This is a genomic window from Streptomyces sp. NPDC031049 (assembly GCF_055571015.1).
The window spans coordinates 61,286-74,209 of sequence record NZ_JBVIGC010000008.1 but is presented as its reverse complement, the minus strand read 5'-3'; the positions used below and the strand labels follow the sequence as shown (position 1 = coordinate 74,209).

Below are 12,924 nucleotides of genomic sequence, written 5' to 3'. Positions count from 1 at the left end.
GTCATCCCCGGCCCGTCGCCGAGCTGTCCAACTGCGGTACGGAACGCGGCATATGACAGTGGCCGACGGCCGAGCCGAGTGTTCTGGACCATTCCGCTGCGCCGCCGACACCCGCTATGGTCCCCGTCGGTGGGTCGAGGTCCCTCGCCCCGCCATGCCCTCGGGGGGAGGGAAGGAACCCAAGACGATGCCCGTACCCGTACCGCGGCAGAGAGCGATCCCGGCCGTGGAGAGTGGTCAGGCGCGGGCCGCGGCCCCGGGCGGCGGCCCTTCCACGGAACAGGCCCCGCTCGGCACCGACCAGGTCGAGCACACCACGGACCAGCGCGCGGCCGCCACGGACCAGCGCGCGACCACGACCGACGGCCGCGAGACCCCTACGGACAAACGCGAGAACCCCACGGACAACCGCGACGGCAACCAGCCGCCCACGAACCTGACGCTGCTGCTCATCGAGGACGACCCGGGCGGCTCGCCGATCGTGCCCGACCTGCTCGACCAGGCCGGCAAGCCGATCCGCGTCCGCACGGCCCGCAACCTCACCGAGGCCGAGCGGCTGCTGACCGACGACGTCCACTGCATCCTGCTGGACCTCGCCCTGCCGGCCCCGCCCCGCGGCGGCGACGCCGACGGGGACGACGAGCTGGCGGTGCTCAAGCACGTACTGGAGCTGGCGCCCCGGCACGCCGTCCTCGCGCTCACCGCGTCGACCGACGCCGAGCGCGGCGCGGAGGCGGTGGCGGTCGGCGCCCAGGACTACCTCTTCCGCGACGAGCTGGACGGCCGGCTGCTGAGCCGCGCGATCCGCTACGCCGTCGAACGCAAGCGGTCGGAGTCGGCCGAGCGGCGGCTGGCCGAGGGCAGGCTGCGCGCCCAGGAGAACCGCCGGCTGGAGCGCGGTCTGCTGCCCACCCCGCTGCTGGAGGGCTCCTCGCTCCGTTTCGCCGCCCGCTACCGCCCCGGCCGCTCGCGCGCACTGCTCGGCGGTGACTTCTACGACGTCGTCCGCACCCCGGACGGCACCGTGCACGCCATGATCGGCGATGTCTGCGGACACGGCCCGGACGAGGCCGCGCTCGGCGTGGAGCTGCGGATCGCCTGGCGCGCGCTGACCCTGGCGGGGCTCTGCGGCGACCAGTTGCTGGGGACGCTCCAGCAGGTGCTGGAGCACGAGCGGGCGGACGACGAGACCTTCGCCACGCTGTGCACGGTGGACATCGCGCCGGACGGCCGGCGCGCCGGCCTGTGTCTGGCGGGCCACCCGGCACCGCTGGTCGCGGGCCCCGGCCGGCCGGCCCGGCTGCTGCCGTACGACAACAACGGCCCCGCGCTCGGCCTGCTGCCGGGCGCCCGCTGGCCGCGCATGCAGGTGGAGCTGGGGGCCGAGTGGAGCCTGATGCTCTACACCGACGGGCTGATCGAGGGCCGCGTCGGCGAGGGCCGGGAGCGGCTCGGACAGGACGGGATGGTGGAGATGGTCCGCCGGCAGTTCGCCGAGGGCCTGCGCGGCGAGCGCCTGCTGACGGCCGCGGTGAACGAGGTGCGGGCGCTCAACGGCGGCGAGCTGACGGACGACGTCGCGGTGATGCTGCTGGACCGGGCGGGTTAGGCGGGACGACCACCGGCCGCCCGACGCCGGCCGGCCTCGCGACCGCCTCGCTCACGCCGGGCCTGCCGCCGCGACGACGTGCCGCCGCCGCGGGAGCGGAGCGTGGGTCAGCGACCGCCGTTCCACGGGCCGTACGGGCCGTCGCTGCTGGAGCCGCGCCGCGCGTTGCGGCCGCCGCCCGGCAGGCCGCGGAGCGCGGGCCGTACGTCGACCATGTACACGATCGTCGCGATGAGGCCGATGATCGGCAGGAACGACAGGATGTTGAAGACCAGGTTCACCACGAAGGCGAGCCCGAGGATGATCAGCCAGAAGGGCTTGGTCTTCTTGTCGGCCGCGCGGTAGGCGTCCTCACGGCGGATGGCGGCGTCGAACAACGCGAAGCCGCTGAAAAGGATCAGGGCGACGCTCAGCAGCCACATGAACCCTGCGAAACCCTGCATCAGCACTACGTCCACCACCCGACTCGGCTCGTCCTTACGCGGTCACCGTACCCGGAGAACGGGCCGGGCACCCCAAACGTGCCCGGCCCGCCGGGAGGCCGCCGCTCTCACTTGGCGGGCGGCGTCGACTTCTTGGCGGTGGTGCCGTTGGTGCCGGTGGTGCTCTTCTTCGCCGGGGCCTTCCGGGCGGGAGCCTTCTTCGCGGCGGAGGCCGGCTTGGTCCCGGTGGACTTGTCCTCGGTGACCTCGACGGGCTCGGCCTTCGGCTCGACGGCCACGGCCAGCTCCTCCACGCCCTCGGCCATGTCCTCGATGCCCTCGGCGGCCTGGCCGCGCCAGGTGCGCACGGTCTGCTCACCGCGCTCGGCGACCTTCTCGTAGGTCTCCCGGGCCTTGACCGCGTACTCGGCGGCGACGCCGACCCCGCGCAGGGCGAAGTCCTGAGCGGTCTCGCCGAGCTTCTTCAGGTCGGTGTCGAGGGAGCCGAGGAAGTCGTTGACCTTGGTCTGGATGGTGCCCTGCGTCTCCTTGACGCGGGCCGTGGCCTTCTCCTGGACGGCCTTCGGGTCGGTGTTGCGGACGGCCTCGATACGGGCCGGCGCCTCGGCGCGCAGCTGCTCCACCAGCACCGGCACCTTCTTGGCCTGCTCCCAGGCCAGGTCGGCGGTGCCGGCGGCGAAGTAGAGCGGCCTGGGGTCGGACAGGGTCTTGCGCAGGTCGTCGGTGATGGCCATGGTGACGGTCCTCCCGGATCACGTTCTGCTGAGGGTTGGTGGTGCTCCCGCGCTCGGCCGGCTTGGTCGCTTGCTCACCCGGCCGTCTGCTGCGGGCCGGCGTCGCTGCCGGCGTCGGTCGTGCGGGGGCGGGGCCGTACGGCGGTCGCGTCGCCGTCGGCCGCGCGCGGGCCGGATATGGAGGCGGTGTCGCCGAGGGCGCCGTCGCCGTCCGGGCCGTTCCCGTCGGCCGCCCCGAACCCGTTCTCCTTGCGGAAGGAGTCGTAGATCTGGAGCAGCACCTGCTTCTGCCGCTCGTGCAGCGTGGGGTCGGAGAGGATGACGGCGCGCGTCGCGCCGTCATGGCGCCGCTCCTCCCCGTCCCGCTCGGCGTCGAGGATCCCGGCACGCACGTACAGCGTCTCGGCGGAGATCCGCAGGGCCTTGGCGACCTGCTGCAGCACCTCCGCGCTCGGCTTGCGCAGCCCGCGCTCGATCTGGCTCAGATACGGATTCGACACCCCCGCGGCATCGGCGAGCTGCCGCAGCGACAGCTGCGCGTTGCGCCGCTGCTCGCGCAGGTACTCGCCTAGATTGCCGACGTTGAGCGATGCCATGTCTCCACCATGCAGGACCTTGCTAACTATTGCAAGCACCCGCTTGCAAAAGTGCCCACCCGGCCGGTCGCCGGGTGGGGGCGGAGGCGGAGCTGACGTGTCTCGCTGAAGGTGACCCAGTCTCGGTCTATCTGAACCATCTGATCGCGTGTCGCAGTCAACCTTGACTATCTGCCGATCTGTCTCGCTCTTTCTGACCCACCGCTGCATCCGGCTGTCTACGGTCGTTCCACCTGGTCAGCGCCGAGTCGGGGGTGCCTGGTGGAGCCGGAGGACTTCTGGTTGGAGTACGTCGATGCGCGAGGCGAGTCGCTCGGCGGGGCGCTTGAAGTGATGTGGCCTGTCCGGTTCGAGGCGGCCGGACAGGTGCGCGCGTTCCCGTCGTATAGGGGGCAGCGCAATTTCTCGGGCTGGTACTGGGCAGCGACCTGCGCCGAGCTGGTGGGCTACGAGTCGTGGGTAGAGCTCGGGCACCTGATGCGACTCGACGCCGAACCAGACGTGGTGGCAGTGGCCTCACAGCCGTTCCGGCTGTCCTGGCGGTACGGCGGACGGGGGCGGCGGATCAAGCACACACCGGACTACTTCATACGCCGCCGGGAGGGCACTGCCGTCGTGCTGGACGTGCGTCCTGACGAGCGGATCGAGCCCGGGGACGCGGCGAAGTTCACAGCGACGGCAGAGGCCTGCGCCCGGGTCGGCTGGGGCTACGAACGGGTCGGGGTTCTCGATCCGGTGTTGGCGGCGAATCTGCGGTGGCTGTCGGGCTACCGGCATCCCAGGGTTCGGCAGGAGCCGGTGGCAAGCGCTCTGCTGGCAGCGTTCAGCGAGCCACTGGGGCTGCTGGCCGGGGCTCGCGCGGTCGGGGATCCGCTCGCGGTGCTGCCAGTGCTCTACCACCTGCTCTGGCGCAGCGAGCTGACAGCGGAGACGCGGGCGGAGCGCTTGTCAGCAGCGTCGCTGGTGCGGCCGGCGCCCACAGCCGTGGGGGAGGTGGGCTGGGATGCCGACGCGTCCACGGCTGCTGTCGCTGGGTGACAGGGTCCGCTTCGACGGGCGGGAGCACACCGTGGCCGCCCTGCACGGCACATCGGTCCGCCTGGTCGACGACGCCCAGGCGGCGAGCGTCGTGCTGCTGGGGCACCTGCTGGCCTCGGAGGGCTTCGCCGTGCTCAGCACCGGTCCTGCGCGCCCGCCGTTGCCGGAGGAGGGCGTGCTGGATGGGCTGCCGAAAGAAGTGGTGGAGCGGGCCCGGTGGTGGCAGCGGCATCTGACCGAGCTGATGACGGGCCGCGTGGATGGTGATCCTCACACGCCCGTGAGGGCCGAGTACGACCCGGAGGTGCGCTCCGTGCGTCAGCGGGAGCTGGCCAAGCTCGCCGAACTGCGGCAGGGCGGCGAGGAGGTGGCGTTGAGCACGCTGCGCCGGATGCGGTCTCGCTTCGAGCGTGAGGGGGTAGCGGGCTTGGTGGACGGGCGGCAGCGCAAGTCGGCCACCGGCACGGGCCGGGCCGATCCGCGAGTGGTGGCCGCGATCGAGAAGGTCGTGAGCAGCCGGACCAATGAGGCGACGGTGTCCGCGCTGGTGCTGCGGCACCAGGTCGAGCGTCTCTTGGCGGATGAGCACGGCGCCGGAGAGGTCCCGATGCCCTCCAGGGCGACGTTCTACCGGCTGCTGGAGGCGGTTTCGACGGGGCGGCACCTGTTGGGCTCGGCTCGCACACGCCGGTCGGTGGGCAAGCAGCCGAAGCGGATGTTCGGGCAGCTGACCGCAGCCCGGCCGGGTGAGGTGGTGGAGATCGACTCCACGCCGCTGGACGTGATGGTCGTCCACGATGACGGGACGGTGGACCGCTGCGAGCTGACCGGGCTGGTGGATCTGGCGACCAGGACGCTGGCGGCGGTGGTGCTGCGGCCATCGACGAAGGCGGTGGACGCCGCGCTGCTGCTGGCCCGGGCGATGACACCGGAGCCGATGCGGCCCGGCTGGTCGGATGCGTTGCGCATGTCGCGGTCGGTTCTGCCCTATGCCTCGCTGTTGCCGCTGGACGAGCGGCTGGCCAAGGCCGCCGCGAAGCCGGTGCTCGTTCCGGAGACGGTGGTCAGCGACCGCGGCAAGGCGTTCATCTCGGACAACTTCCGCAATGCCTGCCGGCACCTGGGGATCTCGTTCCAGCCCGCACACCCGGACACCCCGACCGACAAGCCGCACATCGAGCGGACGCTGGGGTCGGTGGCGACGATGTTCGCCCAGTACGTGACCGGCTACACCGGCCGCACTGCGGCAATTGCCCGAGGTAGCTACTCCAGGCTCGTGGCCCCACGAGCAGCACGAAGGTCTAGCCCGCAGCTGGGCCTGCCATGCCTGCGTCGCGGCCCGCACCGGACGAGACGACTGGAAAGTCGAAATCTGGGTCATCAGTGGGCACCATCACCTCTGCGTAAAACACCGCGGTTGGACGCGCACTCATCACGGGCACTACATGGCCAACTTCGCCGGCGCTGTCGATGGGCAGTTCAACCTCAACCGGGCCCCTGAGATCATCCACGCGCAGCGGAGACTCCATCGACTCTTTCGACAGCGGACACCCCGACGGGTTCTCGCTGCCTACCTGGAATGCGTCGAATTCTGGCGCGAGCTAGCCAAACACGGATATGCCGTCAACAGGACAGAACGCCTTCTCGACCTCATCGCTCCCGACGAGCCCATCGCTCATCGAAGTTACGCAAAGCGCGAAGCCGCTCTCCTGCCAGATCTCGTCGAAGTCCTGAGGCTCTACACATCACCGGTCTGGCGTCACCGAGCTCTCGGCAATTCCCGCGATGTTCAGCTCTTCCACCAAGAGTTCGAACGTCGGTTGCCCCCAGAACGACAGCTGAGAACGACCGCCATCCCGTGGTTCAGGAGCGAAGCCACGCTTGTCGCGGAGAGAATCAACGAACGGACGGACGAACAGGAACGTCAACTGTTACGGGTCGCATCGGCGGCACCAAGCACCCCAGAGTGGTGGCCTCCGCTCATCATGCGCAGACTCCTGCGCCGCACCCCGTCTTGCGGACGCTGAACAGTTGGAAGCCCTTACGGCCCCAGTCATCCGGGCTCTGGAACTTGATGCGGCGGTCTGCGCCTCGCTCGCGCCACCGGGTCACTATCGCAGGGGAAACATCGCGCGCAGTCTCGGCAGCTTGCGTGCTGCCTCATCCTCGCACCGAACGTCCCACTGCTCACCGAGCGGTCCGGAGTTGTCATCTCCATCACCCTGCTCGGCGTCAACGGCTTCGTAGAAGGCTTCGCCGCACTCGTCGTCCACACCAGCCAGGATCCCGTACGCCTCCATGGCGACGTAGTCGAGCGACTCCCACCCGGGCCAGTCGTCGTTCCATACCTCCCGCGGACGACCCACCAGGGCCTGGACCTCCGGAGTGGCCGCCAGGACATCGGGATCAGCCACCGCCTGAGTGAAGGCTTCCCGGCCGAGTCCCACCATCCAGAGGCCGAAGTAACAGAATCCGTCATCTGAACACCAGCCGCCGAAGATCTGGTCCGCAGCTGCCCACAGATCCCACGTGAACGCTTCGTGTGTCACCTCGTCCAAGCGCACCTGGAACTGCACGACCTCTGCCAGCGACCTCTGCGACAGTGCGCCACGCAGCCACGCGAGCCGTTCGTCCGGCCCCTGTGCCTGCCGTCGGCACTCCTCGATGAGCTCCCAGAAGGAATCGATATCCACGGCGGCACTGTGCCAGGCACCTCTGACAACGCACAGTCCACGGACTATGTTCGAGCGGTGGAAAACCCGGAGATCATCATCAAACTCACCCCGGACGAGGCGCTGGTCCTGTCGGACTGGCTGGAGCGAGTGCAGATGACGGACCTCGTCCGTCTCGTCGACGATGCCGCGGTCTGGGCACCCCTTCACCGCATCGCCGGAACGCTCGATAAGTCGCTACCAGGAATCTTTTCAGCGGACTACGCCAAACGCCTGGAAGCGGCCCGCCGCAGGCTTGGTCCAGCCCTGGACGATGGCTCCGGAGACCACGAGGGGGCGGCTCATGAAATCCCTCTCGGAAATGACCGAGCGCGAGTACTTCGCCAGCGTCGGCCGACGTCCCGGCATGTTCGTCGGCAGAACCTCCTTCCACATGCTGACCGCGTTCCTGACCGGTTACGACCAGCACGCTCTCCGGCACGATGGGCACGGGCTCACCGGCTGGCACGACTGGCTCATCGCCCGTCGCGGACGCGACTGCAACCACGCCTGGCCCGGCCAGGTCCTTCACATCGCCCTCCCGAACGGCTGGGACGACATCTGGAACCTTCCGCCTGAGGACGAGCAGCACGCGATCAAGGTCCTATTCGAGCTCCTCGACGAGTTCGCCGCCGAGTGCGAAGCAGCCCGAGGCACACGATTCCCTGAGAGGCATAGCCCTGAAAGGGGAGAATCCCGATGACGTCGAACGCGACGCTGGCCTAGCGTTCCGCCCATGACCTCCCCGGACGACGACACCGACGACAAGCCCAGTGTGACCATCCGCTGCCAGAACAACGCGTCCGTCAGCGTGACGTTCTGCGACCGGTTCAGCTTCGACGCAGACTCCGTGCACTATGCCGTCGAACTGCGCGCTCCCGGGTTGACCGCTCGCGTCGACGAGGTCGTCGCCTGGATCTGGGACAGCGACCTCACCGCGTTTCTGGAAGAGCTCGCCACCGACTACCAGGGATGGGACGGCGAAAGGAGCTGGCATACCAACGACCGCGACCTGACGGCGTCGGCGGCCTTCCGGTCCGGCGGCTACGTCGGGCTGACCTGGGCCTTGCGGCCGTGGACGCAGGCCGCAGGCGGCTGGGGTGCCTCGGTGACCACCTGGCTGGAGGCCGGCGAGCAGATGGCTTCCCTCGCCACCGATGTCCGGGCCTTCCTCGCCGAGGAGCACCAGTGACATCCGACATGCGCATCACCTGGACGCTTGCGGGATCCGGCTGGGCCGACTGCACCCTTGAAGGTCGCCAGGCGAAAGTCGAACTCACCGCGTCCTACATCACGAGTGCGCCCGAGGAGCTCCTGACCGCGGTGGCCCGGCTCGTCGCCGGCGAGACAGAGACCCGTGCCCAGTTCGAGGCCGAGCCGACTGCCTACCGGTGGATCTTCTACCGCGAAGGCGAGGACACCTGGATCCGCGTGCTGGAACTGCGCGACGGCAGCGATCACGACAACAGGGGAACCGAGACCTGGTCCAGCCAGCTCGGCATCGACCAGCTCGCCCGCACCGTGATCCGCTGCTTCGACGAGGTCGCGCAGACTTATGGCGAGAGCGGCTATCGAGGCAAGTGGGGCGAACACTTCCCACGAACCGAGCTCGAAGCCCTCAGACGTCTCTGACACGCCCACCACCGCAGCGAAAACACATAGCCGCGCCAGCCCGTAGCAAAGCAACGGCGGCCCTACTCCAGACTCCAACGGCGCACTCCAGCCGGGCCGCTGAGTTCGCGACGTCCGCCCCCGCACACCCGTGCGCGCCGCCGCCTAAGATCGCACATCAGGACGGAGCACAGTAAGCGGGGAAGGGCCAGGAAAACCGTGCGATTCGGCGTGATTTACGACAACCATCGCTTGGCCGAAGGTGGCGCCATGGCGGAGGATCTTTTCGATGCGCTCCTCGTCCACGACACCTGGGACGACGACGGGTACCGCACCATGTTCACGTTGCGTGTTCTTACGAGGGAGGGCTGGGTCGAAGTCGGCACCGTGAAGATCGGCCATGTGGCGACGGACGGCGAGGATTTCGGCAACTACCTACTCCCGGAGCGCTTCAGCCGCCTGGACAGCTCGCGCTATTTCTCGGTGGGCCAGGATGAAAGCTATTACTACACGCTGAGCGAGATACCCGGCGCCGTCCGGGAGGAAGTACTCACCGCGCTCCGGGACATCGCCTACGACGAGGACTCATTCCGCCTCGCGCGGAACCAGAATGTGACCCGTACTTCGCTACTGCGCTTCGTCAAAATGTCGACCGTGCGCGGCCAGCTGCGACGCATCGCACGCGGTGGAGCGCGCCGGGTAAGTTTCGATATCGCCTACGAGCCGCCACTGCCACCGGCAATGGCTCCTGTAAGGTTCGAATTCAAGGTCGAACCAGGCTCTCGGCCGGCCAGCAATGTGCACGCCCTGACCGGACGGAACGGCGTGGGGAAGTCATATGTACTTTCCCACTTGGCCCGCGCCGTCGCTGCTGTCGAGCCACAGACACTGGAGCTCGGGCGGATCACCGAGTATGGCCGCGAGGGCCGCTCCTTCAACAACTTGGTGGCCGTCTCTTTCAGCGCCTTTGACGATTTCCCGCTCGTCGAGGGCGACGAGATGTTCATCGCTTCCTATGTGGGCCTGCGTGTTCAGGGTTCACGATCCCCCAGGTTCAAGACCCCTGGCGGGCTCAGGAAAGACTTTGCGCAGGCAATGAAGGCATGTCTGACGCGCGAGCGCAGCCCACAATGGATCAAGGCATTGCGCACCCTCGACTATCCCGGGAGCGGACTCCTGGAGGAGGGATGGCTGGAGAACTTCGAGAACACCGCCAGCCTGAACAGCCGCGAGAATAAAGCCCGGCAGCTCTTCCGCCACCTCAGCGCCGGCCACCGACTCGTTCTGCTCACCATGTCCCGGCTCATCGAGCACGTGAGTGAGCGGACCCTCGTCATCATCGATGAGCCGGAAACCCACCTCCATCCGCCCCTGCTGTCCGCGTTCATGCGTGCGCTGTCTGATCTCCTCGCCGAGCGCAACGGGCTGGCCATCGTCGCCACACACTCTCCGGTTGTACTCCAAGAGATTCCTGCCCACTGCGTCTGGAAGCTCTGGCGCTACGGCGGGCAGCTCGGAGCCGCGCAGCCCCGCATCGAGACGTACGGCGAGAACGTCGGCGTGCTGACTCACGAGGTCTTCGGTCTGGAACTCACCGAGGCCGGCTTTCTGCACGAACTACGGCGTCTGGTCGACGTCGGCTACTCCTACGACGCTGTCCTGGAACACTTCAGCGGACGGCTGGGCAGCGAGGCGCAATTGGTGCTCAGCGCCTTGCTCGGCCAGCGCGACGACGTGGAGGGACACGGCTGATGCAGCACATAGACCCTCCGACTTTCAACGCACGCGACGTCTACACCACCTGCATCGCCAACGCCCGCCCAAATAACCGAAAACGGCTGGAATCGTTCACCGACGCGGTGGCCGATGCAGCAAGCGCGTACGAGGCAGCCGCTCAGGGCCAGGCTCTTCACACCCTCACCGGCCTCGCCGCCACGCCTGGCACCCGTCGCGACCGCAAGGCACTGGAGGGGGTCTACACCGACCGGTTGGCCAAGGACCGCGCTCCGGGCCGCCGCATTTACGAGGCGCTCAAAGGTACGACCGACCAAGAAGGCCGTCGACGGGACAACCGGTGTCCACTGTGTGGGGAGGGCCTGGTAACCACACTCGATCACCACCTACCCAAGAACACGTACCCGCTGCTCAGCGTGGTACCGGTTAACCTCATCCCGGCTTGCCGCGACTGCAACACCGGCAAGCGCGCGACAGTCCCCATCAATGCGGGTGACCAGACCCTGCACCCCTACTTCGACGACTTCTCCCACCACCCCTGGCTTCGAGCTCGTCTCAGGAGGCCACGCGGCAATGAGCAGCCCTCGATGAAGTTCTTCGTTTCCCCCCACCCTGATTGGAGCGACACACTCACAGAACGCCTCCAGAAACACCTGAAGGTGTTCAACCTGGACTACCGGTACAGCCTTCTGGTGAGTAGCCACATCGCATCCACCAACCACGACCTAACGATGATGCCCACTAACTCCGTCGCCCCCTGGCTTGAGCACAAGGCCGAGGGCTGGCGCTACCGGGGTAACCCCAACACGATGGGCTATGCCCTGTTCAAGGCCCTGGCGGCCGACAAGTGGTATGTCAACGGCGGCTGGCGCGGCTCAAGCCCGGAGACAAACCTCGGCTAATCGGCCCGACAGCCATTCTCCGAGAAGGCCGATCTGAGGACACGCCACGACTTCGGAGAAGAGGGTGCAACAGCTCGCTGGGGCTGGACGTGACGCCGCAGTCAGTCCGCCGCGGGACCGACTGATGGCGTGGTCATCGGGTTCGCCGACCGGACCCCCTTTTACGGACCCCGGCTACGTGCAGAGGTCGGCGGGCTTGTCGTCGGTCCTCTCCCGTGTCGTGATTTTGGGCGCACCACAGGCTGCACGAATCAGCTCGACGGCAGGACGACTGGGTTCGATGTCAACGGACAGCTGCTCAGGTTGAGTGAGACAGGCCATCCATCGACGTTTCACTCAACCTGAGCCACCCCAGGTCACCGCCTCGCGATGGCCCACTTCTACTGAGACGGGACAGGAGCTCCGCCTCCGCGCGTGCTCAGCGGGAGGCGAGGAGTTCCAGGGTGTCGATCACCCGGTTCGAGAAACCCCACTCGTTGTCGTACCAGGCGACGACCTTGATGTGGCGGCCGTCGACGCGGGTGAGGGCCGAGTCGAAGACCGACGAGGCGGGGTTGCCCGTGATGTCGGAGGACACGAGCGGGTCGTCGGAGTACTCGAGGATGCCGGCGAGCGGCCCCCGGGCCGCGGCGCGGTACGCCGCCAGCACCTCGTCGCGCGTCACGTCGCGGGCGACGGTCGTGTTGAGTTCGACGATCGAGCCCACCGGCACGGGGACGCGGATGGAGTCGCCCGACAGCTTGCCGTCGAGGTTCGGCAGCACCAGGCCGATGGCCTTGGCGGCACCGGTCGTGGTCGGCACGATGTTCACGGCGGCGGCGCGGGCGCGGCGGGCGTCGCGGTGCGGGCCGTCCTGGAGGTTCTGCTCCTGCGTGTAGGCGTGCACCGTCGTCATGAACCCGTGCTCGATGCCGGCGAGTTCGTCCAGCACCTTGGCCAGGGGGGCCAGCGCGTTGGTGGTGCAGGAGGCGTTCGAGACGACCGTGTGCACGGCCGGGTCGTAGGCGTCGGTGTTGACGCCGAACGCGAGCGTGACGTCGGCGCCGTCGGAGGGCGCGCTGACGAGCACCCTCTTCGCGCCCGCGTCGAGGTGGGCGCGGGCGGCCCCGGCGGAGGTGAAGCGGCCGGTGGCCTCCAGGACGATGTCGACGCCGAGGTCGCCCCACGGCAGCCGGCCCGGTTCCCGCTCGGCCAGGACCGTGATCCGGCGGCCGTCGACGACCAGGGCGTCCCCGTCGGCGGTCACCGGGCGCCCGAGCCGGCCGGCCGTGCTGTCGTAGGCGAGCAGCCGGGCGAGCGTGGCGGGCTCGGTCAGGTCGTTGACGGCGACGATCTCGAGGGCGCTGTCGCGCTCCAGCAGGGCGCGCAGCACGTTGCGTCCGATGCGGCCGAACCCGTTGATGGCGATGCGAGTCATGAGTGAGGTCCCTTCCCTTCGCCACCAGGCTCGCCCGCGGCGGGTGCCGCGGACAGTGGCGGGATCGCCAGGGTCCGAAAGGATCGTGCCAGGCGCTGCCGGGCGGGCGGCTCCGGCAGAACGGGCGGG

13 protein-coding genes are annotated in these 12,924 nt (G+C 68.5%); 8 read left to right on the top strand and 5 right to left on the bottom strand.

What is annotated here, in order from left to right; translation table 11 throughout:
* Positions 1 to 187 precede the first annotated feature (187 nt).
* Positions 188 to 1,609 carry a PP2C family protein-serine/threonine phosphatase gene (locus ACZ45Q_RS15690; protein ID WP_468260600.1) on the top strand — a complete coding sequence of 474 codons (1,422 nt, stop codon included), beginning with the start codon at positions 188 to 190 and terminating at the stop codon, positions 1,607 to 1,609.
* 107 nt (positions 1,610 to 1,716) lie between these two features.
* Here the strand turns inward: ACZ45Q_RS15690 and ACZ45Q_RS15685 are convergent, their stop codons facing one another.
* The 3 genes from ACZ45Q_RS15685 to ACZ45Q_RS15675 all read right to left on the bottom strand — a co-directional run bounded on the left by ACZ45Q_RS15685 (position 1,717) and on the right by ACZ45Q_RS15675 (position 3,382).
* A complete protein-coding gene (locus tag ACZ45Q_RS15685) occupies positions 1,717 to 2,052 on the bottom strand; it encodes a DUF2516 family protein (protein WP_468260597.1) in 336 nt (111 codons plus the stop codon).
* 107 nt (positions 2,053 to 2,159) lie between these two features.
* The gene (locus tag ACZ45Q_RS15680; protein ID WP_468260594.1) at positions 2,160 to 2,786 is read right to left on the bottom strand and encodes a hypothetical protein; all 627 of its coding nucleotides are present in this window, start codon (positions 2,784 to 2,786) and stop codon (positions 2,160 to 2,162) included.
* A gap of 74 nt (positions 2,787 to 2,860) precedes the next feature.
* Entirely contained in the window at positions 2,861 to 3,382 is a 522-nt protein-coding gene (locus tag ACZ45Q_RS15675; RefSeq protein WP_468260591.1) for a helix-turn-helix domain-containing protein, read from the bottom strand.
* Positions 3,383 to 3,664: 282 nt separating this feature from the next.
* Between ACZ45Q_RS15675 and ACZ45Q_RS15670 the strand changes: the two genes are divergently transcribed.
* On the top strand, positions 3,665 to 4,420 hold the full coding sequence (locus tag ACZ45Q_RS15670) for a TnsA-like heteromeric transposase endonuclease subunit (protein ID WP_468260588.1): 756 nt from the start codon (positions 3,665 to 3,667) through the stop codon (positions 4,418 to 4,420).
* Entirely contained in the window at positions 4,386 to 5,921 is a 1,536-nt protein-coding gene (locus tag ACZ45Q_RS15665) for a hypothetical protein (RefSeq protein WP_468260585.1), read from the top strand. Before ACZ45Q_RS15670 ends, ACZ45Q_RS15665 begins: the two co-directional genes overlap by 35 nt.
* Before the next feature lie 610 nt (positions 5,922 to 6,531).
* On the opposite strand, the gene ACZ45Q_RS15660 is transcribed toward ACZ45Q_RS15665, so the two are convergent.
* Positions 6,532 to 7,113: a DUF4240 domain-containing protein gene (locus ACZ45Q_RS15660; protein ID WP_468260582.1), complete on the bottom strand. Its 582-nt coding sequence runs from the start codon at positions 7,111 to 7,113 to the stop codon at positions 6,532 to 6,534.
* 322 nt (positions 7,114 to 7,435) lie between these two features.
* On the opposite strand from ACZ45Q_RS15660, the gene ACZ45Q_RS15655 reads away from it, so the two are divergent.
* From ACZ45Q_RS15655 to ACZ45Q_RS15635, 5 genes are all read left to right on the top strand, one after another.
* On the top strand, positions 7,436 to 7,834 hold the full coding sequence (locus ACZ45Q_RS15655; protein WP_402555852.1) for a hypothetical protein: 399 nt from the start codon (positions 7,436 to 7,438) through the stop codon (positions 7,832 to 7,834).
* Positions 7,835 to 7,867: 33 nt separating this feature from the next.
* Positions 7,868 to 8,323 (top strand): DUF6228 family protein, encoded by a 456-nt coding sequence (locus tag ACZ45Q_RS15650; RefSeq protein WP_468260579.1) that lies wholly within the window; start codon positions 7,868 to 7,870, stop codon positions 8,321 to 8,323.
* Positions 8,320 to 8,763 carry a hypothetical protein gene (locus ACZ45Q_RS15645; protein WP_468260576.1) on the top strand — a complete coding sequence of 148 codons (444 nt, stop codon included), beginning with the start codon at positions 8,320 to 8,322 and terminating at the stop codon, positions 8,761 to 8,763. The genes ACZ45Q_RS15650 and ACZ45Q_RS15645 overlap by 4 nt, the downstream gene beginning before the upstream one ends.
* Positions 8,764 to 8,961: 198 nt before the next feature.
* A complete protein-coding gene (locus ACZ45Q_RS15640) occupies positions 8,962 to 10,494 on the top strand; it encodes an AAA family ATPase (protein ID WP_468260574.1) in 1,533 nt (510 codons plus the stop codon).
* A complete protein-coding gene (locus ACZ45Q_RS15635; RefSeq protein WP_468260572.1) occupies positions 10,494 to 11,378 on the top strand; it encodes an HNH endonuclease in 885 nt (294 codons plus the stop codon). Before ACZ45Q_RS15640 ends, ACZ45Q_RS15635 begins: the two co-directional genes overlap by 1 nt.
* Before the next feature lie 418 nt (positions 11,379 to 11,796).
* Here the strand turns inward: ACZ45Q_RS15635 and gap are convergent, their stop codons facing one another.
* On the bottom strand, positions 11,797 to 12,795 hold the full coding sequence (gene gap / locus ACZ45Q_RS15630) for a type I glyceraldehyde-3-phosphate dehydrogenase (protein ID WP_468260570.1): 999 nt from the start codon (positions 12,793 to 12,795) through the stop codon (positions 11,797 to 11,799).
* Positions 12,796 to 12,924 lie beyond the last annotated feature (129 nt).